Consider the following 26,900-nt stretch of genomic DNA (forward strand, 5'->3'; position numbering starts at 1 on the left):
GGGTCAGTTGCCAGAGATGTTTGGCTGGGCATGTGCGTCGCCCTGCCTGCCCAACAGCTGGTCGATAATTTCAACCAACAGGGCCACGCCGGTAGGGGTTAAGCCATCTGGATAGTCATAGTTGGGATTGTGCAACTGTGGCTGGGATTCGCCCGATCCGATGAACACCATCGCCGCCTTGGCGCCATCCAGACCAAAACGGCCAAAGTCTTCCGACCAACGCATCGGCTGGCCCATGGAATGTGTTGACAGGCCAAGGGTGGAGGCGGCGGTGCTGGCGATAGTGAGTGCCCTGTCGTCATTTACGGTGGCCAAAAACACATCGTGCCAAGTCACAGTGGCGGACACAGTGGCGGACACATGTTCGGCCCGCCGCCCGGCCTGCTGCGCAGCCTTTGCCAGGGCGCGCTCCAGCTGCGCCTCAGCCTCCTGGACCAGACGGTCCATGCGCGCATCGGTCTGGCTGCGCAGGGTCATGCGCAGCTCTCCGGCCCCCGGTGCAATGCCAAAACTGGCCTCGCCAAGCTGCGCATGGGTCAAGGTGGCAAGGGCAAAGTCAGCCCCCATATCGCCACCCGGGCCCAGCACTGGCAGGCTCTGCATCAGATCTGCGATCACCCCTGCGGGCGAGACCCCGTCTTCGGGCGCGGCCGCATGGGAGGTTTTGCCGCCAAAGCGGATCTTCATCCCACGGGAGGCACAGTTACTTACTCCCGAACACAGGCCAATTTCGCCCAAAGGACGACCCGGAACATTATGATAAGCAAAGGCAAAGTCAGGTCGCAACTCAGGCCAGCGCGGATCATTGATCACCGCGGCAGCCCCGGCGCCGGTTTCTTCTGCGGGTTGGAATAACAGGATCACCCGGCCCGTGGCAGGACGTGTTTTTAGCGCCAGCGCCACCCCCAGCACCATCACCATGTGGCCGTCGTGGCCGCACAGATGCCCCTTGCCCTCGATCTGCGAGCGATAGGGGGCCTGCGAGATTTCAGGGATCGGCAAAGCGTCCAGCTCGCAGCGGATCAGGACTGTCGGCCCGTCCTGCTGCCCGCAAAATTCAGCCGCAACGCCATGACCGCCAAGCCCGGTCCAGACCCGGTCCGCCCCGGCGCGCGTCAGCTCCTGGGTGATACGCGCCGCAGTTTCCACCTCCTCGCCCGAGATCTCGGGGCTTTGGTGCAGCGCCTGGCGCAGGGATTGCAGATAGGCCAACTGGGTGTTGGTGAGTACGGCTGTCATATCGGCTTCTTTCCTTTTCGCCCCCCCGTGGGGGAGGCGTTTTCGTCAGGTGGCGGTTTGATAGCCTGTCAGGCAGCGGGTCAGGTTTTCCCCCAGACTATCGCTCAGGTATCCGCCCTCCTGGACAAACAGCACCGGCAGGCCCAGCTTTGCAAAGGCCGCACCGATACGAGAGAACCCTTCTTTGGTCACCGCAAGCCCCTGAAACGGATCATCAATCGAGGCATCAAGCCCCAGGGCCACGACGACAACGTCGGCGCCAAACAGGGTCACCCGTTCCAGCGCCACATCAAGCGCCTTGAGAAAGCCCGCGTCATCGGTGCCGCGCGCCAGGGGCAGGTTCAGGTTATAGCCCAACCCTGCGCCTTCACCGCGTTCCTGGGCGTGGCCCCAGAAAAACGGGTAAAACCGCTCGGGGTCGGCATGAAGGGAGACGGTCAACACATCGTCGCGATTGTAGAATATGCCTTGGGTGCCATTGCCGTGATGCACATCCACATCAACAATCGCCGGACGTAGCCCGGCTGCGGCCAGCCGTTGGGCGGCAATGCCGGAGTTGTTCAGAAAACAAAAGCCCCCGGCCATATCGGCAAAGGCGTGATGCCCAGGGGGACGCGCCAGTACATAGGCGGACTGGCCGCCCTCACGCAGGTAATCAGCGCCTGAAATCGCCGACTGCGCCGACCAGTAGGAGGCTTCCCAGGTGCCTTCGGCGATTGGACAGGCGGTATCTGCCTGATGGTAGCCCGACTGGCCGGTGGCCGATTTGGGGTAGCTGTCGCTGCGGTTGGCGGGATGAATATTGGGGATCACCTCTTCGCCTGCGTCTTTGATATATTGCCAACGGCGATAGATATTCTTGAGAAAGGTCAGATATTCCGCCGTATGCACCGCAGCGATCGGGCCAAGCCCCGCGTCCTGTGGCTCTGAAAATGTGCAGCCCGCCGCCAAAGCGCCGTTTTGCAGAACCTCAATGCGTTTGGGCTGCTCCGGGTTTGGCTGTGCCTTACCGTTGGCCATAAAATGCTTGGGGTCGTGGTGCCATTGGCGTGCGTCAAAGATCGCTTTCATCTGCCTGTCCTGCCTTTTTGAGTCACTTTAGATCGCGGTGCGGTCAGCACCTTTGAGCCCCAGCATGCTGCGGGCCTCATCTGGGCTTGCCACCTCACGGCCAAGGTCTTCGACGATGCGGCGAATTTTGCGCACCTGTTCTGCGTTGTCCTTGGCCAGAACCCCGCGCGAGATCATCAGACTGTCCTCCAGCCCAACCCGCACATGCCCGCCCATGGCGGCCGCCATGGTGATCAGCGGCATCTGTTGACGCCCCGCTGCCAGCACCGAGAACATGTAATCATCGCCAAACAGCTTGTCGGCGATCACCTTCATATGCATCAGGTTTTCCGGGTCCGTCCCCATGCCGCCCAAAACCCCAAAGACAAACTGAATGAACAGGGGTTTCTGCACCAAACCACGATCGACAAAATGTTTGAGCATATAGAGATGCCCGACGTCGTAGCATTCAAATTCAAACCGGGCGCCGCGCTCGACCCCCAGCTCGGTCAGGATACGGGCAATGTCGCGCGGGGTGTTTTTGAACACCAGATCATCCGAGTTCTCCAGAAAGGGCTGTTCCCAATCGTGTTTCCAGTCGGAAATCCGCGCCGCCGCCGGGTAAAGCGCAAAGTTCATGCTGCCCATATTGAGGCTGCACATCTCCGGTTCGACCCGTTTGGGGGCGGCCAGGCGGTCATCCAGGGTCATCACCGCGCTGCCGCCGGTTGAAAGGTTCAACACCGCATCGCAGGACTGTTTCAACTGCGGCAGGAAGCTCATAAAATCCTCTGCGCGAGCCGAGGGTTGGCCGGTCTGCGGGTTCCGCGCGTGCAGATGCAGGATTGCCGCGCCTGCCTCGGCGGCGCCCTGGGCCTGATCGGAAATTTCCGCAGGGGTCACGGGCAGATAGGGCGACATTGACGGTGTGTGAATAGAGCCGGTGACGGCGCAGGTAATCAATATTTTGCTCATGGGTCAGCCTGCCTTTAGTTCGGAATGGATGTCTTGGCTGAACTGCACCAGGCTGGCATCAAGGCCCTCGATGATCTCGTCGATATGCTCTGCGTTCACGATCAGCGGCGGGCAAACCAGAATGTGATCCCCCTCGGTGCCGTCACGCGTGCGCCGCGAATAGATGATCAGACCCTTAGCATAGGCCAGATCGACAAAGCGCTGATGAGCATTCAACCGCGCCGGAAGCGGCGCCTTGCTGTCCCGGTCAGCCATGAATTCAAAGGCCGTAAGCAGCCCCTTGCCGCGCACATCGCCAATCAATTCATGCTTTTGCATCAATCCGTTGAGCCGCGCCAAAAGGGTCTCTCCCATTTTGGCAGCATTGTCGCACAACCCATTCATTTCAAGGGTATTTACCACCGCCAGCCCGGCGGCGCAGGCCAGGGGGTTGCCGGCATAGGTAAAGCCATGGGCAAAACCGCCCTGCGCCAGGATCGGCGCTACCAGGCGCTCATCGGCGATCACCGCGCCCAGGGGCATGTATCCCGCGCCCAGACCTTTGGACATCACCACAATATCCGGCTGCGCCTGCCAATGATCCGAGCCCAGAAAGCTGCCCGTGCGTCCGGCACCGGTCATTACTTCATCCATGATCAAAAGCACACCATAGCGGGTGCAGATCTCGCGGATCCGCTCCATATAGCCATTTGGCGGCACCAGCGCACCGGTGGAGGCCCCACCAACAGGCTCAACGATAAAGGCAAGCACGCTTTCGGGGCCTTCGGCGAGGATCTTTGCCTCCAGCATATCGGCATAGTGGTGGCCGGTGGCGGGGTCCTCGGCGTCCAGCCCGTCCAGATAGGCACGGGGCGCGGGAATTTTGGGCATGTCCTGCATCATCGGCGCAAAGGGCGCGGTCAGCGGGGTATAGCCGGTCAGGGCCAAAGCCCCCAATGTGCAGCCATGATAGCTGGGCGCGCGCGAGATGACCTTCCAGCGGCTGCCCTGTTCACTGGCCAGGGCATATTGCCGGGCCAGCTTGGTGGCGCTTTCCACCGCTTCAGAACCGCCGGACACAAAGAACACCCGGTTCAGATCCCCCGGCATCAGCCCGGCCAGCTTCTGCGCCAAACGCTCGGAGGCCTCTGTTTCAAAATGCAGCCGATAACCAAAGGTGGATTTTTCCATCTGGCGGCGCATCGCGGTCAGCACCTCCGGGTTGGAGTGGCCGATATTGCAAACCATCGCCCCAGACGAGCCATCCAGATAGCGTTTGCCATCCTTGTCCCACATGTAAACGCCGCGCGCCTGTTCCAGAACCGGCCTGCGCCCCTGCGCCTGATAAAATAGATTGCTCATTCTTTGCTTTCCAACTCCCTACCGCCTTGTTGCTGAACCCAAACGCCATGGCGCAACAGGACTGCGCCGAAGATGCCGATGGCCGCAAAGCGGGCTTGATAGAACCATGCGAGAGCCACTAGTATAGATCAAATAGATAATTGGAATTCTTGATATAGAGAAGAGCTATGCGGAAAGACGACCCTCACTACGAACCGGAACGGATCGCCCGCGAGCTGGACTGGAACCTGTTGCGCACCTTTGTTGTCCTGGCGGAAAGCCACTCGGTCACCGATGCAGCGAGCCAACTGCGTCTCAAGCAACCATCTGTTTCCACTGCCTTAAAACGGTTAGAAGACCGGGTTGGGCGCAAGTTGATCAACCGTTCTCCTGGCTATTATGCCCTCACCGAAGCGGGACGTTTACTGTACCGTGAGGCGGTGGAAATCAATGGATCGGTGCTGCGGTTATCGACCCTGATGCGCGAAATGACCGATGATGTCCGTGGCCATGTGCGCATTGCCGTGGCCAGTCATGTGGTGAGCCCTTTGATCAATCAGGCCCTCACCGGGTTTCATCGCGACCACCCAAAGGCCAGCCTAAAAATCGAGGTTCTGTCCAGTTCCAAAGCCATCGCAGAGGTCGCCGCAAAACGCGCCTCTTTTGCCATCTGTCTGGTGGGGGACCACAACCCTAATCTGGAATACAGGCGCATGTTCCGCGAATATTTTGGCCTGTTCTGCGGCCCGCCGCATCCGCTTTTTGGCCGCAAGGATCTCACGTCGGCAGATTTGGAAGGCCATTCCTCGGTCAGTTTTGAAACCGATCGGTTGCAGGATGTCTTGAAACCCATCACCGTGATGCGGGCCCAGGCCGCCCTGGGCCAGAAAATCACCGGCGTTTCAAGCCACCTGGAGGAGGTACGGCGCATGATCGTATCTGGGCTTGGTGTAGGCCCCTTGCCGATCCATGTGGCCGAACGCGACGTGCAGGACGGGCAGCTGTGGCAGGTACCCCCCTATGAGGATCTGCCGCCGATCGACGTCTATCTGGTCTGGAGCGAAGGGGCGACCAAGAACCGGGCCGAGCAAATCCTGCTCGACCGGCTGATCGCGGCAATCGACGAGACCCCGATAGAACAGCGCAGCTATCGCTAGGGTGGCTTAGGCGTGCTGCCCTGCCAGGTGCTTGCGCAGGAAGTTCTGGGTCCGCTCGCTCTTGGGATTGCGGAAAATCACCTCTGGCGGACCTTCTTCGACCACAACGCCCTGATCCATAAACAAAACGCGATCACACACGCTTTCGGCAAAGCCCATCTCATGGGTAACAATGATCATGGTCATGTGCTCCTCTGCGAGCTGCTTCATCACCAGGTTCACCTCTTCCACCAGCTCAGGGTCCAAGGCCGATGTGGCCTCGTCAAACAGCATGACCTTGGGCTTCATCGCCAGGGCACGGGCAATGGCCACCCGCTGTTTCTGGCCGCCTGACAACTGCGAGGGGTAATAGTCGATGCGTTCAATCATGCCGACCTTGGTCAGCTGCTCCTCGGCCAGGGCGTTGGCCTCAGCGTCGGACAGTCCTTTGAGCATCTTCGGCGCCAGGGTCACATTTTCGCGCACCTTCAGATGCGGAAACAGGTTGAAGTGCTGGAAAACCATGCCGATTTCCTGGCGCACCTTATTGATATGGCGTTCGTACTGACCATGGGGCAGATCCATATTGATCTGCTTGTCCTCCAGCCAGATCTCCCCGCCGGTCAGGGGGTCCAGGTCATTGATCGCCCTCAGCAGGGTGCTTTTGCCAGAGCCTGAGGGGCCAATGATGGCAACGATCTGCCCCCGGTCTACCTGCAGGTTGATGTCTTTCAGCACTTCCAATGTGCCAAAGCTTTTTTTGGCGTGACGAATGTCGATGAAAGGTTTCTGCTCGCTCATGTCTTTCTCCTGCCGGTTCATTTCGAGGCCTGAATGCGGCGTTCAACGCGGCGCAAGACGGCCTCCATGCCGAGGTTGATAATGTAGTAGATTGCCGCCACCAGAACGTAGAACTCAAAGGGCCGGTATGTGCTGCCAATGGCGCGTTGGGCAGACAGGGTCAGTTCAGAAACACCAATCACCGAGACCAGGGCTGAATCCTTCAGAAGTGCGATCATATTGTTGCCAATCGGCGGGATCACATCGCGCACCGCCTGTGGCACCACCACTTTGCGCAGGGCCTGCATCCGCGACAGGCCCAGGGTCCGGGCGGCTTCGATCTGGCCCTTGTCAACGGCCAGAATACTGGCCTGAAACAGTTCTGAGTTATAGACGGCAAAGTGCAGCCCCAGACCGATCACCCCAGCCACAAATGCAGGCACATCCACGCCGATCTGCACCAGACCAAAGTAGATCAGGAACAGCTGCAACAACAGCGGCGTGCCCAGAAACAGGAAGGAGAACACCCGAAAGGGCCAACGCACCACGGCAGGGGCATAGAGCGCAATGATCGCAAGCAGAATGCCCCCGAAAAAGCTGACAACTGCAGCGCCAACGGTAATGGCAATGGTCCAGAGCGCCCCCAGCAGGACGATATCGAGGTATTTTGGAATGACGCTAAAATCGAGTCCCATGCGGTATCCTTTCCCCGATCAATTCAGGCGAGCTTTGCGGTCGGCCCAGGTCACGGCCAGCCCGACAACATAAATGATGATCATGTACAAAAGGCCTGCAATCAGGAACATCTCGAAGGGTTTGTAGGTAGAGCCAATATAGCGCTGCGCTGTATAGGTCAGCTCGACCACTGAAATGGCCGCGACCAGCGCGGTGCTTTTGATCAGGGTGTTAAGGTTCACCCCCAGCGGCCGGATCATCAGGCGCATGGCTTGCGGCAGGACCACATTGCGCATCGCTTGCCACTTGCTCATGCCGAGGGTTCGGGCGGCCTCGCCCTGCCCTTTGTCAACCGAGATAATGGCACCGCGCATGGTTTCGGTCATATAGGCGCCGACATTGACGCCGAGGCCGATGACACCCGCCTCAAATGCATCCAGCTGGATACCGATCTGCGGGCCGCCAAAATATAGGATAAACAGCTGGATCAGCGCCGGAGTGCCGCGAAACAGGCTAACATAGGCGGCGCCCAGAAACCGCAACAGCGGGAACCGCGACAGTCGGGCGGCAGTGCCGAGTATGGCGCAGGTCACCCCCAACAGAGCTGTCAACACCGACAGCAATATGGTTATCCAGGCCGCATCCAGAAAGAAGGGAAAGACCCGTTGCATCAAGGCATAATCCACTGGCGTCTGTCTCCTTGAGCCGTGCTTTTCTGTGCCGGCCTCTCCAGGGAAAGGCAACGGCATCTAAAACGGCCCCATTCATTGTTCTAATAGAAACCTGAACGGGGCCGCATCTTAGCTGGTTTAGCGAATGTCGCCGCCAACCCATTTGTTCGCAATCTCAAGATAGGTGCCATCTTCCATCATCGCGTCCAGCGCGCCTTGCATGGCAGCCGCCAGCTCTGGGCTGCCCTTGCGGATGGCGATACCGGCGCCGAATTCTTCGGTCTCGAAATCGGTAATCATGACATAGTCTTGACCGGTCTCTTTCATCGCCAGAATAGCGGCGATCGAGTCATTGACGATGACATCAACGCGGCCATGTTCAAGCTCCAGGAGCAGCTCGGGCAGACCCTTGTAAGTGCGCACGTCATAGCCCATTTCACGGGCCCAGGCCTCATGGGTTTCGCCCAGGGTCAGGCCAACTTTGGCCTCGCTCAGTTCCGCAGCCGAGCTGATGCCGCCGGGCTTGGCAAAGATCGCGCGTTTGGTTGTGTAGTAAGGGCCTACAAAATCAACCACCTGCTGACGTTCTTCGGTGATCGACATGGAGCCAACAATCGCGTCATATTTATTGGCCAGCAAACCGCCGATGATACCATCCCAAGCAGTGGTGACGATTTCAACTTCAACGCCCATACGTTTGGCGATCTCAGCCCCAACAGCCGGGTCAAAGCCAACAACCTCGTTGCTGTCATTGACAAAGTTGAAGGGAGGGTAAGCGCCGCTCATTGCGATGCGGATGACGCCCGCTTCCTTAATTTTTCCAAGCTCTTCTGCCATTGCAAAGCTGGCAGTGGTGAGGCTGGTGGCCAGGGCTAAACCTGCGGCCAATGTGGTTTTCAAAAGCGTTCTACGCGATGTCATGGGTCTCTCCTATGTCGGTTCCCGATTGCTCTCTAGGGGGTCCGCTGCGCGTGCCTTGCCCCTTGGCATCTGTCAGGAGAGGCTTGCACAGCTTGCCCCATTGGACAAACAGATAACGGGAATGATTATTATTGTTAAAAACTATACTCAATCCGCCTCTCCTGCTTTCTGCAGCCGCTCCGCTCTGCCCCTTGGCCCCTCCGCCTGGTTCTGCTAGGCCGCACAGACGGAAGTAACGCAAGGCTGATCACATGCAGAACACCCCAATTCAAGTGGTCGACCGGGACAATGGCAGGGTATTTGACGAAGTCATCCTGGGCGAAAAATGGATCCGCTGGGCTTATCAGGATGCCGGTTCCAGCCTGATAGAGCGGCTGTTGTTTCGCTCCTCCCTGATCAGCCGGATGTTTGGACTGTGGTATGACAGCCCCCTGTCGCGCGGCAAGATCAACGCGGTGATTGATGAGCTGTCCATCGACATGGCAGAGGCCGTCAGACCTGCCGACGACTACACTTCCTTTAATGACTTTTTTGCCCGCCACCTTCGGCCTGAGGCGCGCCCCTATTCAGATGACCCTAGCGAGATTGTTGCCCCAGCCGATGGTCGGGTTCTGGTTTTTCCTAAGCTGGACAAGGATGTCTTTGTCCCGGTCAAAGGCCACCCGATGTCGATCACATCCATGCTGCCCGGCCTGTCAGAGCCATTTCTGGGCGGGGCGCTGGCCATCGTGCGTCTTTGTCCGGCGGATTACCACCGCTATCATTTCCCAGCCTCTGGCCAGATTGAAACCACCCAAGAGCTTGCCGGCGCGCTGCATTCGGTTAACCCCATTGCCCTGGGGGCCGGGCCGGATGTTTTTGGTGAAAACAAGCGCTGCAACACTTTGATCAAAAACGATAAGATCGGCACCTATTGCTTTAGCGAAATTGGCGCCTTTGGGGTCGGCTCGATCATCAACACCACCTCCTCTGGCCCCGTGCGCAAGATGCAAGAAAAGGGCTATTTCAAGTTTGGCGGCTCTACCGTTGTGGTGGTCTTTCAGCCCGGTCAGGTCACCTTTAGCCCAGATCTGGTAGAAAACAGCGCCAAAGGCCTGGAAACCCTGGTCAAGGTCGGCCAGCCCTTAGCAACAGCGACCCTGTAACAGCAAGCATCTAAAAGCCCGCGCACTGCTCTCTGTACCAGGCCTCTGCTCTCTGGCTTCAGCGCTCTGGCGGGATCGAATAGGTCATGGTGGAACGCGCCACCAGCTTGTCTGACCCCTCAGAGAACATATGCACATCCCCGACTGCCAGGCTTCGGCCCAGTTTCAGCAACTGACCTTTGGCTATGATGTCGCGGCCGGCTTCTGGTTTACGCATAAAATCAAGTGAGCAATTGGTGGTCACTGCCAGCGCCTTGGCGCCCAGACGCGACAGCACCAGCCCATAGACCGTGACATCGGCCAAGGCAAACATCGACGGTCCAGAAACCGTACCGCCAGGGCGCAGATGGCGCTCTGCCACCTTCAAGCGCATGGTAATGCCCTCCATCGACAGCGCATCAACTGCAAAATCATCGGCCACTTGCGGAAAAATTTCATCCATATAGGCCTCAAGCCCTGCGACATCGAATGCCAAACCCATGCTTTTCCTCTCCCTCATTGCGCCCTAGTGTTCACCCGGAACCTAGGAGGAGAGCAAGATGGCAATTCTGGAACGTCACGACAAAAACGCAGTGGCTCATCTACAAATGAATGCACCCGAGCGGCTGAATGCCCTCTCGGATGAGATGTTGCAGGCGCTGCAGGCGCAGATTGATGTCCTGAAAGACGATACCAGCATCAAGGCGGTGATTCTGTCGGGCATAGGCAAAGCCTTTTGTGCTGGCCACGACATTCGCCAGATGACCGCTGGGCGCGCGACAGCGGATAAGGGACAGTCCTATTTTGAGGGGCTTTTTGCCCGCTGCACCTCGGTCATGTTGGGGCTGCAACAGCTGCCGCAGCCGGTCATTGCCCAGGTCCATGGCATTGCCACCGCTGCGGGCTGTCAGCTGGTTGCCTCTTGCGATCTCGCGATAGCCAGTGATGACTGCCGCTTTGGCGTCAATGGCGTCAACATCGGCTTGTTCTGCTCAACGCCTATGGTGGCCCTCTCCCGCAACATCCCCCGCAAACACGCCTTTGAACTGCTCACCACTGGCGAGTTCATGTCCGCCCCCCGCGCCGCTGAGCTGGGGCTGATCAACCGCGCCGTCCCCGCCGCGCAGCTGGAGGCAGAGACCCGCGCACTGGCGGATAAGATCGCCTCCAAACTTGGTGCCGCCGTCAAGGTGGGCAAAGAAGCCTATTACCAGCAGCTAGAGATGCCCATTGAGGAGGCCTATGCCTATACCAGCGAGGTCATTGTCACCAACCTGATGCAGCCCGACACCGTCGAGGGCATGCAGGCCTTTATCGAAAAACGCAGCCCTGACTGGAAATAGAGACAATTTTTTCGAAAATTTTAGGCTTTGTTTACCATTCAGGATTTATTGTTTCTATATCGGGCCTTTTAATCGGGGCAAGATAATGGCAAAGATTGGGCACGGGTTACGACACAGGTCCTGACCCGGACACAATTTGGGCCGCTGAAGCGGAAGGTCCCTCCAACCGGGAATCTCTCTCCCCGGGCGACATTCCCGCTCAGCGGCCCCAAATTCTCCTCATCCAAAGAAAAACCGCCCATACTTTGGGCTATGCCGTCCTAACCTTTGGTGGGTTGTGCAAGGGATGGAAACAATGCTGTGCCTTCGGGGCAGTTGTTTCCCCCGCTAAAAAATCATGCATTCGGCCCCGGCCAGCGCGCTGAGAATATGCCGCGCGCGTCTTTGCCCTATTCTGCCCCTTTGCTGCCACATTTGAGCCTGCGCAATATTGCTTAAGGGCGCGCACTGCCCTATTTGCCCCCTATGACAGAGACATTACATATCGTGGGCGGCGGCATGGCCGGGTCCGAAGCAGCCTGGCAGGCAGCGAACATGGGCGTCAAAGTGGTGATCCACGAGATGCGGCCCAAAGTGGAAACCTTTGCCCATCAGACGGGCAATCTGGGCGAAATGGTCTGTTCCAATTCCTTCCGCTCTGATGACGATGAGCAAAACGCCGTTGGCCTGCTGCATTGGGAAATGCGCGCGGCAAATGGCGTGATCATGGCCACAGCCGAAGAACACCGCCTGCCTGCTGGTGGTGCCTTGGCGGTCGACCGCGAGCCCTTTGCCGAAACGGTGACAGCCAAGCTGAAAGCCCATCCCAATATCGAGATCTCCTACGAGGAAATCAGCGTCCTGCCAACGGACGGCCATTGGATCTTTGCCACCGGTCCCTTGACCTCTGCCCCTCTCGGCCAGGCCATCCAGGCTGAGACCGGCGCCGAGGCACTTGCCTTCTTTGATGCAATCGCGCCAATCATCTATGCCGAAAGCATCGACATGTCGAAAGCCTGGATGCAGTCGCGCTATGACAAGGGCGAAACCGAGGAAGAGCGCACCGCCTATCTCAACTGCCCAATGAGCAAAGACCAGTATGAGGCCTTTATCGACGCGCTGCTGGCCGCCGATAAGACCGAATTCCATGAAGGCGAAACCGCCGGTTATTTTGACGGCTGCCTGCCGATCGAGGTCATGGCCGAACGTGGCCGCGAGACCCTGCGCTTTGGTCCAATGAAACCCGTTGGCCTGACCAATCCACATCAGCCCGATGTCAAAGCCCACGCCGTGGTGCAGCTGCGCCGCGACAACGCGCTTGGCACCCTGTTCAATATCGTCGGCTTCCAGACCAAGATGAAATACGGCGCCCAAACAGAGGTGCTGCGGATGATCCCAGGGCTGGAAAACGCCAGCTTTGCCCGTCTTGGCGGGATCCATCGCAACACCTTCCTCAACTCCCCCACCCTGCTTGACGCCCAAATGCGGTTGAAATCAAAACCCCACCTGCGCTTTGCCGGACAGATCACCGGCGTCGAGGGCTATGTGGAAAGTGCAGCCATGGGGCTGCTGGCCGGTCGCATGGCCGCCGCCGAAATCCTCGGCCTTGAGCTGCCAGAAGTACCACAAGACAGCGCCATGGGTGCGCTGATCCATCACATCACCGGCGGAGCCGAGGCCAAGACCTTCCAGCCGATGAACGTGAACTTTGGCCTGTTCCAACCGGTTGAGGGCCTAAAAGGCGGCCGTCGCGGCCGCAAGGATCGCTACAAGGCCTATACGGATCGCGCCAAAACGGCCTGGACCAGCTGGCTGGATAACTTCGCCTGAACATCCTGAACACCAAGGGGGCAGATCCCGTGACCTTCATCACCCGCTTTGCCCCCTCTCCTACAGGCCCCTTGCACCTGGGCCATGCCTATTCCGCCCTACTGGCCCATGACATGGCCATGGCTGAGGGGGGCAAATTTCTGCTACGGATCGAAGACATTGACCAATCTCGTGCCCGCCCCCAGTGGGAAACACAGATCTATGAAGATCTGGAATGGCTTGGTTTGTGGTGGCCCAAACCGGTAATGCGCCAGTCAGAGCGCCAGTCAGTCTACGATGAGGCTCTGGATCGTCTGTGGCAGTTGGGTCTCCTCTACCCCTGCACCTGCAATCGTAAAGACATCGCCGCCGCGGCTGCCGCCCCGCAGGAAGGTTCGCCTCTGCTGGGGCCAGACGGGGTAATCTACCCCGGAACATGCCGGGGGCCGTGGGAACAGGTCTTTTCTGATCAGCACCAACGCCCTCAAAATGTTCCCCTTAGGCTCGATATGGAAAAAGCGGTCGGCATGGTGCCCGGCCTGTTTCAGAATAGCAGAGTGCCCGGAAAATCTTTTGCTAGCTTTGGCAGTTTTCTGGAGACCGGAAACGGACCAAATGGCGAACGGGGGCTCGTTGAATTCACCCCAGACAACATGGTTAAGACCATCGGCGACGTTGTTCTTTCCAGGCGCGGCATGGGAACCTCATACCATCTATCAGTGGTGCTGGACGATGCGGCGCAGGGCGTGAACCACGTCATTCGGGGTCAGGATCTTTTTGAAGCAACGCGGATACATATATTGCTTCAGGCCCTGTTGAACCTTCCCCATCCAACCTATCACCACCACAGCCTGATCCGCGACGAGGCGGGCAAACGCCTCGCCAAACGGGACGATGCCCGCGCCATTGCCACATACCGCCAGGATGGCGCCAACCCGCAAGACATCCGCGAACTTGTCGGCCTGGGCTAACCTCCCCCTGTTTCATCTTTCTCCAAATACCTCCGCCGGAGGCAGCGGCGCGCCAGCGCCGCCCTTTTCTGCTGCGAGAGCCAGGGGACTGCCCCTAGTCCATGGGCTTCATCAGCTCCACCTCTTCCCCGTCACGAACAGCCGTATAAAAACAGCTGCGCCGATTGGTGTGACAGGCGGGGCCGACCTGATGAACCAGCGCCAACAGACAATCCCGGTCACAATCAAGCCGCAGATCCACCAGGCTCTGAACATGACCCGAGCTTTCTCCCTTGACCCAAAATGCCTGGCGAGACCGGGACCAATAGGTCACTTTTCCGGTTTCCAGCGTTCTGGCGACGCTTTGCGCATTCATCCAGGCCATCATCAAAACTTCGCCGCTCGCCTCATCCTGGGCAATACAGGGGATCAGACCCGCAGCGTCATACTTCAAATTATTGGGATCAAAGGACATCGTAAAAACCTTTTGCATCTTGCATTTGTCTGCCTATGTATGAGGAAGAAACCCCAAGGGAAAGCCCAAGGCCGCCAATGTCTAGCGAAACCGATCTGATCAAACTCTACTCGTCCCGCATTCTGGCGCTCGCCGCCGATATTCCCTTTCTGGACAGGCTGGAACACCCGGATGCGACGGCAAAAAAGCGCGCCCCCCTGTGTGGGTCAACCGTTACAGTTGATCTCAATATCAAAGACGGGCGCATCACTGCATTTGGCCAGGATGTCAAAGCCTGCGCTCTGGGTCAGGCCTCTGCTTCGGTTGTTGGACGCAACATAATTGGACGCTCCCTTGCCGAGGTGGAAACCGCACGCGATGAACTGAAAGCCATGCTGAAGGATGACCAACCTGCGCCCAATTCCCCGTTTTCGGATTTGGAAGTTCTTGTTCCCGCACGCGAATTCAAAAACCGTCACGCCTCAATCCTGCTCTGTCTCGAAGCCAGCCTGGAAGCCTTCAAGGCGGCCTTGCAGAAAAACTGCGCTTAGGGCCGGGATCCTAACTACAGATCGCTTTTTTGTTAAAATACAATCGGTCTGTTGATCTAACACAGGCCACAAACAATCAGTCTAGCGACCCACAAGAGACAGCATTAGCCAATGCCTGCGCGCCAATTCCAGGTGCTGGCATTAGCGCCGGCCAAAGACGCCATGGGGATTTTGTGAGGATGAAGGATCTGTCAGCGCCCGTTTTGCCAGTCACTGTTTTTTGTCGGTGCCTGGTTTTGCCAGTTCCCGTTTTTGTCGGTGCCTGCCATTGAGGCGGCATCCCCATGAGAACTAGAACTTAGCCCCGCGAGGCAAAAAAAAGCCGCCACACATCCGGGCAGATGGTGGCGGCAGGAAATGCGTCTTCATGCGGGGTTCAAGTGCGCGAACCGGCTGTTAGGCGCAACCGGTCATAGATCAGGCGGGGATCAAAAGGCACCGGGATGGATGCCAGCGCACATGACATAAAGACAGCAGGCAGTAATAAGATAGGGGTTCAGGGTTAGCGAAAAAGGGGAGGCTCAGTCACGACAGCGCGACTACATAAACCCCGGCAGGTGAAGGGCAACAACCAGCATTACAACTAGGGCAACAGCGCCGATAGCATCCTGCAACAGGGTTGATTGGGCATTGTGCAGGGTTGTCTTCAGTTGGGTCATCATCAGAATTGTCTCCACTACTCTCTGTCGGGGTTCAGGTTTTCACCGCGCCGCTCCCTGTCGGCCTTGTTGCCCTTTTGTTCTCATTTTACGCCTGCCCTGTAAAGAACTTTTTGAGAACATTTGCGAACTTTTTCGGAACCTCGGCCTGAAAAAGTGGACCAAATACCCCTAACCAACTGAAATTAAACGAATAGCCTGATCCTGTTTCATCAACCAAAGGAGAACACGCGCGGCACGGCCACGCGGGCTGGTCAGGCCGGGGTCCATCGCCAACAAAGACCGGGCATCGCTCTGGGCGACGGCCATCAAGGGGGCTTGGCGTTCAAGGTCGGCGATATGAAAGCGGGGCAATCCAGACTGTGCAGTGCCAATGACATCGCCTGCCCCACGCATTTGCAGATCCGTTTCCGATATTTTGAATCCATCTTCGCTTTCGCGCAGAACCTCCAACCGACGCCGCCCGCCTTCGGACAGCGGCGGTTGATACATCAACAGACAGGTCGACGCCGCACTCCCGCGTCCAACCCGCCCGCGCAGCTGGTGCAACTGCGCAAGTCCAAAGATTTCGGCGCGCTCAATCACCATGATCGAGGCGTTGGGCACGTTCACCCCCACCTCGATCACCGTGGTTGCCACCAGAACCTTGGTCTCGCCCTGTTGAAACGCCGCCATGGCCGCGTCTTTTTCGGCAGGCGGCATCTGGCCATGCACCAGACCAACCACGCCCTCGCCCAGAATGGCACGCAGGTGTTTAAAGCGTTCTTCGGCGGCGATCAGGTCCATCACCTCAGATTCGCCAACCAGCGGACAGACCCAATAGCACTGACGGCCTTCGTCTATGGCACGCCGCAGGTGGTTTACCACCTCCTCCATACGCTCCGTGCTCAGCACTGCGGTCTTTACCGGTTTACGCCCGGGCGGTTTCTCATCCAGCACCGAGACATCCATATCGCCATATTGCGCCAAGGCCAGCGAACGCGGGATGGGCGTAGCCGTCATCACCAGGACGTCAGCCCCTTTGCCCTTTTCCGCCAGCTCCATCCGCTGCCGCACACCAAACCGGTGCTGTTCATCCACAATGGCCAGATGCAGCCGCCGAAACACCACATCCTGTTGAAACACCGCATGGGTACCAACCAGGATCTGGATATCGCCTGCTTCCAACGCCGCCAGCTTGGCACGCCGTTCAGCGCCCTTGTCCCGCCCCGTCAGCAGCTCAAGCACCACCCCGGCCTGTTCCGCAAGCGGTCGCAGCCCTTCATAGTGCTGTTGCGCCAGGATGCCGGTTGGCGCCATCATTACGCCCTGCCCGCCGGCCTCCACCGCGACCAATAGCGCCATAAAGGCAACCAGGGTTTTTCCTGATCCAACATCACCTTGCAGCAATCTGTTCATCCGGCGATCGCTGGTCATATCCGCCGAGATTTCTGCAATAGCTCGGGTCTGCGCCGTGGTTGGGCGATAGGGCAGCGACGCCAGCACCGGCCCCCGCAAACGCCCTGTGGCCTGGCTGACAATGCCATGGGATTTACGTTCCGCCTGCCGCGCCAGGGCCAGGGTCAATTGATGGGCAAACAGCTCATCATAGGCAAGCCGGGTCCGGATCGGTGCATCTGGCGACAGATCTTCCAGCCCCTGCGGATGGTGGCCTGCAATCAGCGCCTCTTTCCAGGTGGGCCAGGCCTCGCGTTTGACCTGCTCAGCATCGATCCATTCGGCAAGCTCCGGCAGGCGCTCCAAAGCGCTGAGCGCCGCCTTGGTCATGGTTTTCTGGGTCACCCCATGGGTTAGCGGATAGACTGGCTCAAACTCTGGAATATCTTCCGCCTCGGCCAGGGGAACCATGTGATCCGGGTGCACCATCTGGGCAACACCGTCAAACAGTTCAACCTTACCCGATACCAAACGCCGCGAGCCTTCGGGGCATTGCGCCTCGAGGTATCGGCTGCGTCCGTGAAAGAATACCAGTTGAAATTCAACCCCTTGGTCGCTCACGTTAATCCTGTAAGCGCCACCACGATTGCGCGCGGCCTGGTGGCTTCCCACCTCCACCTCCACCGTTGCAATGGCAGGTAGATCCAGCCCCTTGATGCTGTCGCGCCGGCGCCGGTCCAGTATCGAATGCGGCAGTGTAAAAGCCAGATCCCGTGGCGTTTGCAACCCGATCTGAGCCAGGCTCTGTGCCGTTTTCGGACCAACTCCTTTGAGGGTTTCGGCCCCGGAAAAAAGCGGGAACAGGATTTCGGGGCGGCCGCTCATGTGGCTGCAATCTCCGCCAACCAGCCGTCCTCATCCAAGATACGAATACCCAGCTCCTGCGCCTTTTTCTCCTTTGATCCAGCCCCCGGGCCGGCCACCAGGATATCGGTTTTCTTTGACACCGAGCCAGAGACCTTGGCCCCCAGAGATTCTGCCCGCGCCTTGGCCTCGTCGCGGGTCATCTTTTCCAGCTTGCCGGTAAAGACCACTGTCAGTCCCGCAACCGGGCTGGCCTGCGATGGGGCTGCCGGAGCCGCGATATTCAGATGCGCCACCAAATCATTGATTACCGCCCGCTCCTGGCTATTGGCCAACGCGTCGGACAGAGACAGGCCAACAGTTGCGCCGATCCCGTCAATGCCGGTCAAATCCTCCCATGCCTCCTGCGCTGGCTGCGGCACTTGAAAATCTGCAACTGCCGCCTCGCGGGTTTCCTTGATCTTGGCGCGGCGGCCTTCGCTGCTGGCCTGCTCCCGCTCCTGATCCTCTGCCTGATCCGCCGCACGATGGGCCAGCGCAGCGGCGCGGGCCTGATCCACCGCCTTTGCAAGCTCCTGCCAGCTGCCAAAATGCAGCGCCAGATCCTTGGCGGCTACCTCACCCACGTGGCGGATGCCAAGCGCAAAGATCATCCGACCAAGCGGGATATTGCGTTTTTCATTGATCGCAGCAAAGAGATTGGCGGCACTTTGATCGCCCCAACCTGGCCGGTTCTTCAGCTTTGCCAATTGGCCCGCATCCCGGTCTGCCAGGGTATAGATGTCAACTGGAGTGCGGATCGGCAGATCTGAATCCTTGTAGAACGCCTCCAGCTGTTTTGCCCCCAAACCTTCGATATCAAAGGCCTTACGAGAGACAAAGTGTTTTAGCTTTTCAATGGCTTGCGCGGGACAGATAATCCCACCGGTGCAGCGCCTGACCGCATCACCTTCCTCGCGCACGGCCTCGGATCCGCATTCAGGGCAGCGGTCGGGAAAGGTAAATTCAACGGCCTCTGCCGGACGTTTGGTAAGATCCACATCGGCCACCTTGGGGATCACATCCCCGGCCCGGTAGATCTGCACCCAATCGCCAATGCGGATATCCTTGCCGCCCCGGATCACCGCACCTTTGGAATCGCGCCCCCGGATATAGTCCTCATTGTGCAGGGTGGCATTGGAGACAACAACGCCGCCCACAGTGACCGGAGCAAGACGGGCAACCGGGCTGAGCGCGCCGGTGCGCCCCACCTGAATGTCGATTGCCTCAAGCCAGGTCCAGGCCAGCTCAGCCGGGAATTTATGCGCGATTGCCCACCGCGGGGTGGTTGAGCGAAAGCCAAGCCGATCCTGCAGCGCCAGCGCGTCCACCTTGTAGACAACCCCGTCGATGTCATAGCCCAGTGTGGCGCGTTGTTCTTCGATCAGGCGGTACTGCGCGATCAGATCTGCAACCGTATTGCAGGTCTTGGTCAGTGGGTTGGTCTGAAACCCAAGCTCGGCAAGCCGCGCAATAGCGCTGGTTTGCGTATCCCCAAGCGGGGCAGAGAGTTCGCCCCAACTATAGGCAAAGAAACGCAAAGGTCGCGCGCGGGTGATTTCAGCGTCCAACTGCCGCAAAGACCCCGCCGCCGCATTGCGCGGATTGGCAAAGACCTTGCCGCCGCGCTCCCCATGGCGGGCGTTCAGAGCGGCAAAATCCTCATGGCTCATATAGACTTCGCCGCGCACCTCCAGCACATCCGGCGCGCCGGTCAGCTGTTGCGGGATATCCGCAATGGTGCGGGCATTGGCGGTGACATTTTCCCCCGTGGCGCCATCGCCCCGGGTCGCGGCCTGAATCAAAACGCCGTTTTCATAGCGAAGCGACAGGGATAGCCCATCGATCTTGGGTTCAGCCGTAAAAGCCAGCGGCGCAGTGGCCTCTAGCCCCAGATAGCTGCGGATGCTGCGCTCAAAATCTGTGACATCCGCGTCTTCAAAGGCATTGCCCAACGAGAGCATCCGCACAACATGTTGAATTTTGCCAAAGCCAGAGGTAACCGGCGCACCAACGGTCTCAAGCTGCGTTGCGCTGTCTGCCAGATCTGGAAAGGCCTCGGCCAAGGCCTGATAACGTCTTTTGGCAGCGTCATACGCGGCATCACTCAGAAAGGGGGCGTCGTCTTGATGGTAGGCTTGATCAGCTGCGGCCAGCTGGCTCTGCAACTCCAAAAACTCCGCCTGAGCTTGGTCCTGAGAAAGCCCCGAGGGATCTAATGCTTCGATCTGTTTCACGCGCGGTCCCCATCGTCCAAGTTTGCCCTGAGTGATAAAACGCGTTTCTCGCCGCGTCCAGTGATCCCAGCGCAAGAAAATACACCACGAGACACATAGGGGCGCAGCCAGTCCCCCCAGTGCAAACGACAAAAAACCCGCCAAGGCGGGTTCTTGTTCGCAGCACTACAAGGACTGCGTTAACCTGAATATCACTAACCGGACATTCCAAAATGTCGGCAAACCCTGTTAGGATTCGCCACATGCCATTTCCGGACTGTAACCGCCGCGATCAGAAATTGTCGCCTCAGGCCCCTACAGCCATGCGGTGACCACCGGACATCTGATCATCCTGCGGGTCCCGCAGAACATAGCCCCGGCCCCAAACTGTTTCGATATAATTGTCACCACCTGTGGCCGTGCTGAGCTTTTTGCGCAGTTTGCAAATGAAAACGTCGATGATTTTCAGCTCTGGTTCGTCCATGCCGCCATAAAGATGGTTAAGGAACATTTCTTTGGTCAGGGTGGTTCCCTTACGCAGGCTGAGCAGTTCCAGCATTTGGTATTCCTTGCCGGTCAGATGCACGGTCTTGCTGTCCACCTCTACGGTTTTGGCATCCAGGTTCACCGCAATCTTGCCGGTTTTGATGATGGACTGGGAGTGACCTTTGGAACGGCGAATAATCGCGTGGATCCGGGCCACCAGCTCTTCGCGGTGGAATGGCTTGGTCAGATAGTCATCCGCGCCAAAGCCGAAGCCTTTGATTTTATTGTCGGTATCATCGGCACCAGACAAGATCAGGATTGGTGTTTCGATACGGGCCATGCGCAGCTGACGCAGAACTTCGTGGCCATTCATATCCGGCAAGCCAAGGTCCAGCAGGATCAGGTCGTAGTCATAAAGCTTGGCCAGATCGATCCCTTCCTCACCTAGGTCCGTCGAATAGACATTAAGGTTGGCATGGGTCAGCATCAATTCGATGCTCTTTGCTGTCGTTGGATCGTCTTCGACCAGTAGAATGCGCATGTTGAAAGTCTCCGCCTGTGACTGTTTCCCTTAGGTTGCGTTAACCCTGATCGAAAAAGGTTAATGGCCCGTTACCATAATCGTTAATTATCAACTTTGACTCAAGTCTTCACTTAAAAAAGGCTTTAGTGTTTACGGTAGTCTTTTAGTCGAGTGGTCTTGAGCGCCTCTTCCCCGTGGTCTGCAACGGCGGAAATCCAGCTGCGAAACTCTTCCTCACTCAGCCCATATCGACGCAGGGCTTCGGTCTGGGGCAGCAGCCCATACAGCACGCCGCGCACCACTGCGGCCTTGCGGGAGGCCACCCAGCGTCTGGTATTTTCCGGCGGCAAATCAGCACGAGTCATCGTGCTGCCATCAGGCAACGTAACAGCGCGCGGACCCTCAACTTTCTTCAGAAACATGCCTCTACCCTTGTTCGGTACATCAGTCTTTCGTTCGCCAGTAGCTTTTGCTCAGTCTACTTAAGGAGCAATGAACCTACCCCCTTGAGAGTCTGTAGGATTTTCATATATTCTTCGATGCTTGCCCCCTTGATCTAAGGATTTGCCTGATGGCACTGGATACCGATACCCCGCTGAACTCACTTGGCTTTGCCAAACCGCCCTCAGAAACCCGTGTGGTGGTGGCCATGTCCGGCGGGGTCGACAGCTCGGTTGTTGCCGCCTACCTCTCCGAGCAGGGCTACGATGTGATTGGGGTGACCTTGCAGCTCTATGACCATGGTGCGGCATTGGCCAAAAAAGGCGCCTGCTGCGCTGGCATTGATATTCATGATGCACGCCGGGTCGCTGAAGAGCGCGGCTTCCCCCATTATGTGCTTGATTATGAAAACATCTTCAAAGATGCCGTGATCGACGAATTTGCCGACAGCTATCTGGCCGGGGCAACGCCTGTGCCCTGTATTCGCTGCAATGAGCGGGTGAAATTCAAGGATCTGCTGGAAACCGCCCGCGATCTAGAGGCGGACTGCATGGCGACCGGGCATTACATTCAGCGCAAGATGGGCGACAAAGGTGCCGAGTTGCACAGCGCAGAAGATGCGAATCGCGATCAGAGCTATTTCCTGTTCTCCACCACGCCTGAGCAGCTGGACTATCTACGGTTTCCCTTGGGGCATCTGCCCTCAAAGGACGCAACCCGCGAGATGGCGGCACAATACGGCCTAGCGGTGGCGGATAAGCCGGACAGCCAGGACATTTGTTTTGTACCAGATGGAAACTATACCTCCGTCATCGAGAAATTGCGTCCCGGCGCGGCAGAGCCGGGCGAAATCGTCCATGCGGATGGTCGCGTCCTGGGCAGCCATACCGGCGTTATCCACTACACAATCGGCCAGCGGCGCGGGCTGGGCATTGGCGGGTTGACAGAGCCGCTCTATGTGGTGCGGCTGGATGTGGACAAAAAGCAGGTGATTGTCGGCCCCAAAGAGCTGTTGGCGACCCGCACCATTCCGGTGCGCGAAATCAACTGGCTCGGGGATGAGCCCTTTGACAGCCGCAAGGAATGGCAGGTCATGGTCAAGGTCCGTTCAACCCGGCCGCCGCGCGAAGCAATCATTCGCCCGCTCAGCGCCACCACCGCCGAGGTCGAACTGCTGACCCCAGAGGAAGGTGTCTCTCCGGGGCAGGCCTGTGTGTTTTACGACTCCGACAGCAGCCGTATCTTTGGCGGCGGTTGGATCTGGCGCGGCTACTAAGCTTTTCATAGCCAGGTGTGAGGCCCAGCTGTGCTTTCTCAGCACTGTAGAGAGTAGAAAAATGACCGTACCGCCGCAGGACAGCGCGCTTTTAGACGCGGGCCTGCGGCGACAACATCAGGTCAGCGCGCGCCGCTTTAGGGGAGACGTTGGAGCACCGCCCTGGCCGCCCGCAAGCCCGGTTCCTCACCGCCCTGCCCCAAACGCTGCATGGTCACCGCCATCGCCGCCTTTTGCAGCTCAGGCGCCTGTGCCAGCGCGTCCAATTGCCTCGCAATGTTTTCGGCTGTGCACTCAGGGCCCAGGCATTCTGGCACCACGCGGGTTTCACTTACCAGATTGACCAAGGTCACCGTATCCACCAGCGCCATGCGTTTCATCACCTGCCAGGTGAGCCACTGAAACCGATAGGCAATCACCATGGGCGTTGCATTGGCGGCCAGCTCCAAAGAGACCGTCCCCGAGGCCGCAAGCGCCAGATCTGACGTTGCAAAGGCAGCGCGCTTGATCGCGGCATAGGCCTGGGCATCATGGCTGTTGGGATCCAGAAAAAGGGTGTTTTTGGGCCAATCCTCGGCCTGGGCGCGCACCAGATCAGCCACCGGCGCAGCACAGGGAACCACCGCCCTGTAGCCTGGATGAAGATGCGCAAAGGCCTGCAAGGCTTCGCCAAAAACAGGCCCCAACCGGGTGACCTCTGACCGTCTGGAGCCGGGCAAAGCCAGCACCAACGGCGCCTCACCGAGATCAAATTTGGCGCGAAACTCTGCTATTTCAGGGTCTGTTGCCAGTGGCTCTGCCACAACCGGATGGCCGACAAAGTCGCAGTCCATTCCTGCCGCTTGCATCAAGGGCGGCTCAAACGGCAGCAGCGCGAGAACCTGATCAATGCTCTGCGCCATTTTTACCGCCCGTTTGGGGCGCCAGGCCCAAACCGAAGGGGCAACATAATGCACGGTGCGAATATCACTGCCAGCCTTGACCAGGCTGGCAACCCGCAGGGAAAAATCCGGGCTGTCGATGGTGATCAGAACATCAGGGTTCTGGGCAATCACTGCCTCTGCCGTCTCGCGGATACGCCGTTTGAGATGACGGTACTTGGGCAGTACCTCTGCCAGCCCCATGACCGACAGCTCCGCCATAGCAAATCGAGAGTGCAGCCCCTGTTCGGCCATCAATGTGCCACCGATCCCCTCAAAACTGACATCCGGGCGCAGGGTCTTGAGCCCCGCCATCAAGGCGCCCCCCAGCCTGTCGCCCGAGGGCTCCCCCGCCAGGATAAAGACCTTAAGGCTCACGAGGCGCGTAACCAGAGAAACAGCCCTAGGCGATCACAAGCAGCAATCACCGCGTCCTGCTCCAGCACGATAACGCCGCCGGCCTCCAGCACGATCCCCGACAATCCGGCCTTGGCCGCCAGCTCAACCGTCTGCGGCCCGATAGCAGGCAGGTCAGCGCGGCGATCCTGGCCAGGTTTGGGCGCCTTGAACAAGATCCCTCCCTGGCCATCCGGGCGATTTACCAGGCTTTGCAGCATCCAGTTGGTGCCAAAGGCATTTTCCACGGCGATTGCCTGACGTGCCCGAATGGCGCAGCACTGGCCAATATCCGCTGCGGACATAGCCGCAACCACCTCGGCGCCGCGCTCGGCATCCGCTTTGTCGATTGCGCCGGGCTGCACCTGACTGGCAACACCCTCTGCCATCAACAGTTCTGGTGCGACCTCATGTGCCGCTCGCAGGGTAAAGCCCGCAGCCTCGATCAGCCCCATCACCGCGCGCAGGGCCCCGTCGTCGCCGGCTCCCAAAGCCGCCTGGATAACCGGCACCATCGGCAGGGTGGCGGCATCAATGGCGGTCGGATCAATGGGCGGGCGGCTGACCGCGCCGGCCAGACAGACCTCGGTCACGCCTGCGGATTTCAGCCGCGCAAAAAAACTGCCGAGATGTTCAATGCGAAAGGAAATCTCGGCATCGACGCAGTCCGGCTCAGAGCCCTCCATGGCGCAGATCAGCGCGCGCCGGGTCTGGCGGTCGCATATTTCCTTGGGCAAAAGCCCGGTTCCGGCAATGACAGCAAGCATCGGGTCAGCCTCCGGGCGTCAGGAAAGAGCGATCGGTCTGCCCGGTGATAAAGGCAACGATTTCTTCAACATAGGCGCTTTCGGTCTCGTCCCCCAAACGCCGGGCGCGTTCCTGAAAGGTGCCCTCGCCCTGGGCCAACATCTGAAATGCCGCCCGCAGAGCCGTGATGTCAGAGCGGGTCACGCCGCGCCGTTTCAGACCAACAAGGTTGAGCCCATCCAGCCCGCCGCGCGGCGCCTGAACCAGGCCATAGGGGATCACATCATTGGTCACCATTGTCACAGCACCAATAATGGCACCGCGACCAATACGAACCCATTGGTGAATGCCGGAAAGCCCGCCAATGATCACATCGTCCTCGAGCACACAGTGCCCGGCAACCGCCGCGGAATTCACTACAATCACCCTGTCGCCCACAATGGCATCATGGGCAATATGGCAGCCGGCCATAAACAGCCCGTCATCGCCAATTCGGGTCACGCCGCCGCCGCCTTCAGTGCCGGCATTGACCGTGACGTGTTCACGAATGCGGTTGCGCTTGCCAATGACTGTGCGACTTTTCTCGCCCTGGAACTTGAGATCCTGTGGGATCTCACCAAGCACCGCAAAAGAGAACACCTCGGTGTCATCACCAATCTCGCAATCCCCGGTGATCACTACATGGGATTTCAGCGTCACCCGCGCACCCAGAACCACCTCGGGGCCGATATGGCAAAAGGGCCCAATCTGGCAGCCCTCACCAATCCTGGCGCCCTCTTCGATCACCGCACTGGGGTGAATTTGGCTCATCCTATTCAATCCTTTTGAATATCCACCATTGCGGTGAACTCTGCCTCTGCGGCAGTTTCCCCCTCAACAGTGGCAAGGCCCTTGAATTTAAAGATTTTGCCGCCAGCCTTGCCGCGCAAGATCTCAACCTTCATTTCCAGCACGTCACCTGGAATGACTTTGCGGCGGAATTTGCACTTGTCGATATTCATGAAGTAGATCAACAGATCGCGGTCGACCATGTCCAAAGCGACCCCCAGCATAACACCAGCGGTCTGCGCCATTGCCTCAACAATTGTGACCCCTGGCATGATCGGTGTGCCCGGAAAATGGCCCTGAAAATGCGGCTCGTTCATGGTGACGTTCTTGATGCCACGCGCCGAGCTAATTCCGTCGATGTCGACTACCTTATCGACCAGCAGGAATGGGTAACGATGCGGCAGGATCCGCTGAATAAGGTGAATGTCGGCGCTCTGTAGCTCAGCGGTCATGGCAAGTATCCTGTCTTTGGTATGTTTTAAAGTCCCTATCAACTAGGTCCATTTTGAGCAAGCTTCCCGGGCCTATTGATCCTGAGCCCCGTCGGGCTGATCCACACCATCGCCCAGGACCTTGTCGATCCGCGTGATCGCCAGATCGGTGATATCCACCACATCTGCGCTGAGAAAGACGGTGGAATGGTCGAGAATCACCCCGGCCCCGGTTTCGCGCATGATCCCTTCCAGCACGGGAAGAGAGGCGGCAAAAAACTCGCGCCGGGCGGTCTCTCCGAGCTGACTGATTTCACGAAGTTTTTGGTCCTGCGTGCTGCGGGTTTCTTGCACCTTGCGGTCAAAGGCATCGGCGAGGGTGCGAAAGGCTTCTGCCTCCATTGCACTGCGTCGGGCGGTCAATTCCTGTTCTTCGGCCCGCAAATCAGCCTCGATGTTGCGATTTTCCGCCGTTAAAACAGCGCCTTCGGCCTCGATCTCCTGCGCCACGCGCTTGCCAAACAGGCTTTCTGAAAACAGCCGGTCCGGCTGAATGGTCAGCAAGCCACTTTGAGGCGTACCCAGCTGCACGTTCTGCCCCAGCTCGAACCCACCCAGTGGCAGGCCCTGCTGCGCCGCTGCGGGCGCTGCTGCTGTTCTCAGGGCAACAAGCGCCGACCCTAGGGCCAGCGCTTGTTGAAATCGAAAAAGCACAGTTGA

General features: G+C 58.5%; 27 protein-coding genes. 7 read left to right on the plus strand and 20 right to left on the minus strand.

The features are described 5' to 3' along the window. Positions 1 to 3: 3 nt before the first annotated feature. From QZ268_RS16430 to QZ268_RS16445, 4 genes are read right to left on the minus strand one after another with little or no spacing between them, the layout of a single operon-like run. Positions 4 to 1,239: an amidohydrolase gene (locus QZ268_RS16430; RefSeq protein ID WP_295454735.1), complete on the minus strand. Its 1,236-nt coding sequence runs from the start codon at positions 1,237 to 1,239 to the stop codon at positions 4 to 6. Between the two features lie 45 nt (positions 1,240 to 1,284). Beyond that, entirely contained in the window at positions 1,285 to 2,310 is a 1,026-nt protein-coding gene (locus QZ268_RS16435; protein ID WP_295454737.1) for a histone deacetylase family protein, read from the minus strand. A gap of 27 nt (positions 2,311 to 2,337) precedes the next feature. Further along, complete coding sequence (locus QZ268_RS16440; RefSeq protein WP_295454739.1) at positions 2,338 to 3,264, minus strand: 3-keto-5-aminohexanoate cleavage protein; 927 nt, start codon at positions 3,262 to 3,264, stop codon at positions 2,338 to 2,340. A 3-nt stretch (positions 3,265 to 3,267) separates the two neighbouring features. Beyond that, positions 3,268 to 4,605: an aspartate aminotransferase family protein gene (locus tag QZ268_RS16445; RefSeq protein WP_295454741.1), complete on the minus strand. Its 1,338-nt coding sequence runs from the start codon at positions 4,603 to 4,605 to the stop codon at positions 3,268 to 3,270. 167 nt (positions 4,606 to 4,772) lie between these two features. On the opposite strand from QZ268_RS16445, the gene QZ268_RS16450 reads away from it, so the two are divergent. Then, entirely contained in the window at positions 4,773 to 5,741 is a 969-nt protein-coding gene (locus tag QZ268_RS16450; RefSeq protein ID WP_295454742.1) for a LysR family transcriptional regulator, read from the plus strand. Positions 5,742 to 5,747: 6 nt separating this feature from the next. Here QZ268_RS16450 and QZ268_RS16455 read toward each other — a convergent pair whose 3' ends face one another. The 4 genes from QZ268_RS16455 to QZ268_RS16470 all read right to left on the minus strand — a co-directional run bounded on the left by QZ268_RS16455 (position 5,748) and on the right by QZ268_RS16470 (position 8,767). After that, positions 5,748 to 6,521 (minus strand): amino acid ABC transporter ATP-binding protein, encoded by a 774-nt coding sequence (locus QZ268_RS16455; protein ID WP_295454744.1) that lies wholly within the window; start codon positions 6,519 to 6,521, stop codon positions 5,748 to 5,750. Between the two features lie 17 nt (positions 6,522 to 6,538). Next, complete coding sequence (locus QZ268_RS16460) at positions 6,539 to 7,195, minus strand: amino acid ABC transporter permease (protein ID WP_295454746.1); 657 nt, start codon at positions 7,193 to 7,195, stop codon at positions 6,539 to 6,541. 18 nt (positions 7,196 to 7,213) lie between these two features. Further along, on the minus strand, positions 7,214 to 7,861 hold the full coding sequence (locus QZ268_RS16465; RefSeq protein ID WP_295454747.1) for an amino acid ABC transporter permease: 648 nt from the start codon (positions 7,859 to 7,861) through the stop codon (positions 7,214 to 7,216). 123 nt (positions 7,862 to 7,984) lie between these two features. Further along, positions 7,985 to 8,767 (minus strand): transporter substrate-binding domain-containing protein, encoded by a 783-nt coding sequence (locus QZ268_RS16470; protein ID WP_295454749.1) that lies wholly within the window; start codon positions 8,765 to 8,767, stop codon positions 7,985 to 7,987. Positions 8,768 to 9,018: 251 nt separating this feature from the next. Here QZ268_RS16470 and asd point away from each other — a divergent pair, with 251 nt between their 5' ends. Further along, the gene (gene asd / locus QZ268_RS16475; RefSeq protein ID WP_295454751.1) at positions 9,019 to 9,912 is read left to right on the plus strand and encodes an archaetidylserine decarboxylase; all 894 of its coding nucleotides are present in this window, start codon (positions 9,019 to 9,021) and stop codon (positions 9,910 to 9,912) included. A 58-nt stretch (positions 9,913 to 9,970) separates the two neighbouring features. Here asd and QZ268_RS16480 read toward each other — a convergent pair whose 3' ends face one another. Then, positions 9,971 to 10,393 carry a PaaI family thioesterase gene (locus QZ268_RS16480; RefSeq protein ID WP_295454752.1) on the minus strand — a complete coding sequence of 141 codons (423 nt, stop codon included), beginning with the start codon at positions 10,391 to 10,393 and terminating at the stop codon, positions 9,971 to 9,973. A 58-nt stretch (positions 10,394 to 10,451) separates the two neighbouring features. Between QZ268_RS16480 and QZ268_RS16485 the strand changes: the two genes are divergently transcribed. From QZ268_RS16485 to gluQRS, 3 genes are all read left to right on the plus strand, one after another. Then, on the plus strand, positions 10,452 to 11,234 hold the full coding sequence (locus QZ268_RS16485; protein ID WP_295454754.1) for an enoyl-CoA hydratase: 783 nt from the start codon (positions 10,452 to 10,454) through the stop codon (positions 11,232 to 11,234). Between the two features lie 465 nt (positions 11,235 to 11,699). Then, on the plus strand, positions 11,700 to 13,043 hold the full coding sequence (gene trmFO / locus QZ268_RS16490; protein WP_295454756.1) for a methylenetetrahydrofolate--tRNA-(uracil(54)-C(5))-methyltransferase (FADH(2)-oxidizing) TrmFO: 1,344 nt from the start codon (positions 11,700 to 11,702) through the stop codon (positions 13,041 to 13,043). Positions 13,044 to 13,072: 29 nt separating this feature from the next. Further along, positions 13,073 to 13,993, plus strand: coding sequence for a tRNA glutamyl-Q(34) synthetase GluQRS (gene gluQRS, locus QZ268_RS16495; protein ID WP_295454758.1), 921 nt, complete (start codon positions 13,073 to 13,075; stop codon positions 13,991 to 13,993). Positions 13,994 to 14,087: 94 nt separating this feature from the next. Here the strand turns inward: gluQRS and hisI are convergent, their stop codons facing one another. After that, a complete protein-coding gene (hisI, locus tag QZ268_RS16500; protein ID WP_295454760.1) occupies positions 14,088 to 14,465 on the minus strand; it encodes a phosphoribosyl-AMP cyclohydrolase in 378 nt (125 codons plus the stop codon). A 59-nt stretch (positions 14,466 to 14,524) separates the two neighbouring features. Here hisI and QZ268_RS16505 point away from each other — a divergent pair, with 59 nt between their 5' ends. Next, positions 14,525 to 14,977 carry an iron-sulfur cluster assembly scaffold protein gene (locus QZ268_RS16505; RefSeq protein ID WP_295454762.1) on the plus strand — a complete coding sequence of 151 codons (453 nt, stop codon included), beginning with the start codon at positions 14,525 to 14,527 and terminating at the stop codon, positions 14,975 to 14,977. 539 nt (positions 14,978 to 15,516) lie between these two features. Here QZ268_RS16505 and QZ268_RS16510 read toward each other — a convergent pair. From QZ268_RS16510 to QZ268_RS16530, 5 genes are all read right to left on the minus strand, one after another. Then, on the minus strand, positions 15,517 to 15,639 hold the full coding sequence (locus QZ268_RS16510) for a hypothetical protein (protein ID WP_295454764.1): 123 nt from the start codon (positions 15,637 to 15,639) through the stop codon (positions 15,517 to 15,519). Positions 15,640 to 15,807: 168 nt separating this feature from the next. Beyond that, entirely contained in the window at positions 15,808 to 17,898 is a 2,091-nt protein-coding gene (gene recG, locus QZ268_RS16515; RefSeq protein ID WP_295454766.1) for an ATP-dependent DNA helicase RecG, read from the minus strand. Next, positions 17,895 to 20,153, minus strand: coding sequence for an NAD-dependent DNA ligase LigA (gene ligA, locus QZ268_RS16520; protein ID WP_295454768.1), 2,259 nt, complete (start codon positions 20,151 to 20,153; stop codon positions 17,895 to 17,897). Before ligA ends, recG begins: the two co-directional genes overlap by 4 nt. A 286-nt stretch (positions 20,154 to 20,439) precedes the next feature. Continuing rightward, positions 20,440 to 21,159: a response regulator transcription factor CtrA gene (gene ctrA, locus QZ268_RS16525; RefSeq protein WP_027240116.1), complete on the minus strand. Its 720-nt coding sequence runs from the start codon at positions 21,157 to 21,159 to the stop codon at positions 20,440 to 20,442. A gap of 125 nt (positions 21,160 to 21,284) precedes the next feature. After that, complete coding sequence (locus tag QZ268_RS16530; protein ID WP_295454770.1) at positions 21,285 to 21,563, minus strand: DUF1153 domain-containing protein; 279 nt, start codon at positions 21,561 to 21,563, stop codon at positions 21,285 to 21,287. Between the two features lie 149 nt (positions 21,564 to 21,712). Between QZ268_RS16530 and mnmA the strand changes: the two genes are divergently transcribed. Continuing rightward, positions 21,713 to 22,858, plus strand: a complete 1,146-nt coding sequence (gene mnmA / locus QZ268_RS16535; protein ID WP_295454772.1) for a tRNA 2-thiouridine(34) synthase MnmA — start codon at positions 21,713 to 21,715, stop codon at positions 22,856 to 22,858. 137 nt (positions 22,859 to 22,995) lie between these two features. Here mnmA and lpxB read toward each other — a convergent pair whose 3' ends face one another. The 5 genes from lpxB to QZ268_RS16560 form a co-directional block, all read right to left on the minus strand. Next, complete coding sequence (gene lpxB / locus QZ268_RS16540; RefSeq protein ID WP_295454774.1) at positions 22,996 to 24,156, minus strand: lipid-A-disaccharide synthase; 1,161 nt, start codon at positions 24,154 to 24,156, stop codon at positions 22,996 to 22,998. Beyond that, positions 24,153 to 24,941: a UDP-2,3-diacylglucosamine diphosphatase LpxI gene (lpxI, locus tag QZ268_RS16545; RefSeq protein ID WP_295454776.1), complete on the minus strand. Its 789-nt coding sequence runs from the start codon at positions 24,939 to 24,941 to the stop codon at positions 24,153 to 24,155. Before lpxI ends, lpxB begins: the two co-directional genes overlap by 4 nt. A 4-nt stretch (positions 24,942 to 24,945) precedes the next feature. Further along, the gene (gene lpxA / locus QZ268_RS16550; RefSeq protein ID WP_295454777.1) at positions 24,946 to 25,731 is read right to left on the minus strand and encodes an acyl-ACP--UDP-N-acetylglucosamine O-acyltransferase; all 786 of its coding nucleotides are present in this window, start codon (positions 25,729 to 25,731) and stop codon (positions 24,946 to 24,948) included. A gap of 5 nt (positions 25,732 to 25,736) precedes the next feature. Then, entirely contained in the window at positions 25,737 to 26,201 is a 465-nt protein-coding gene (gene fabZ, locus QZ268_RS16555) for a 3-hydroxyacyl-ACP dehydratase FabZ (protein ID WP_295454779.1), read from the minus strand. Positions 26,202 to 26,273: 72 nt separating this feature from the next. Then, on the minus strand, positions 26,274 to 26,843 hold the full coding sequence (locus tag QZ268_RS16560; RefSeq protein ID WP_295454796.1) for an OmpH family outer membrane protein: 570 nt from the start codon (positions 26,841 to 26,843) through the stop codon (positions 26,274 to 26,276). Between the last annotated feature and the right edge of the window lie 57 nt (positions 26,844 to 26,900).

Origin of the sequence: uncultured Pseudophaeobacter sp., assembly GCA_905479575.1 — a bacterium.
Classification (GTDB): Bacteria; Pseudomonadota; Alphaproteobacteria; order Rhodobacterales; family Rhodobacteraceae; genus Pseudophaeobacter.